General features: G+C 43.8%; 1 protein-coding gene. It reads left to right on the plus strand.

Annotated elements, in window-relative coordinates; translation table 11 throughout:
* On the plus strand, positions 1 to 783 hold a 783-nt coding region (locus ABDH49_09205), incomplete at both ends, for an SBBP repeat-containing protein (protein MEN3047117.1).

Genomic DNA, 783 nt, shown 5'->3' on the forward strand with positions numbered 1-783 from the left:
TGATGCATTTATATTGAAATTCACGAATGCAGGAGTAAGGCAGTGGGCTACTTATTATGGGGGAAGTGGGAATGAGTATACATATTCAATTTCAATAGATGGAGGCGGAAATGTTTTCGTGGCTGGGGGGACTAATTCAACAAATTTTCCGACCTATAATCCAGGCGGAGGAGCATATTTTCAGGGAAGCAATGCTGGGGGTGCTGATGCATTTATATTGAAATTCACGAATGCAGGAGTAAGGCAGTGGGCTACTTATTATGGGGGAAGTGGGGGTGATGCTGCACTTTCAATTTCAACAGATGCGAGTGGAAATGTTTTCGTGGCTGGGGAGACTAATTCAGCTAATTTTCCGACCTATAATCCAGGCGGAGGAGCATATTTTCAGGGAAGCAATGCGGGGTATGTTGATGCATTTATATTGAAATTCACGAATGTAGGAGTAAGGCAGTGGGCTACTTATTATGGAGGAAGTGGGAATGATTATGCATATTCAATTTCAACAGATGCGAGTGGAAATGTTTTCGTGGCTGGGGAGACTAATTCAGCTAATTTTCCGACCTATAATCCAGGCGGAGGTGCATATTTTCAGGGAAGCAATGCGGGGTTGTATGATGCATTTATATTGAAATTCACGAATGCAGGAGTAAGGCAGTGGGCTACTTATTATGGGGGAGGTGGGAGTGATGCTGCGCATTCAATTTCAACAGATGGAGGTGGAAATGTTTTCGTGGTTGGGCGGACTAATTCAACAAATTTTCCGACCTATAATCCAGGCGGAGG

The organism is Candidatus Hydrothermales bacterium (genome assembly GCA_039630235.1).
Taxonomy (GTDB): domain Bacteria; phylum Hydrothermota; class Hydrothermia; order Hydrothermales; family JAJRUZ01; genus JBCNVI01.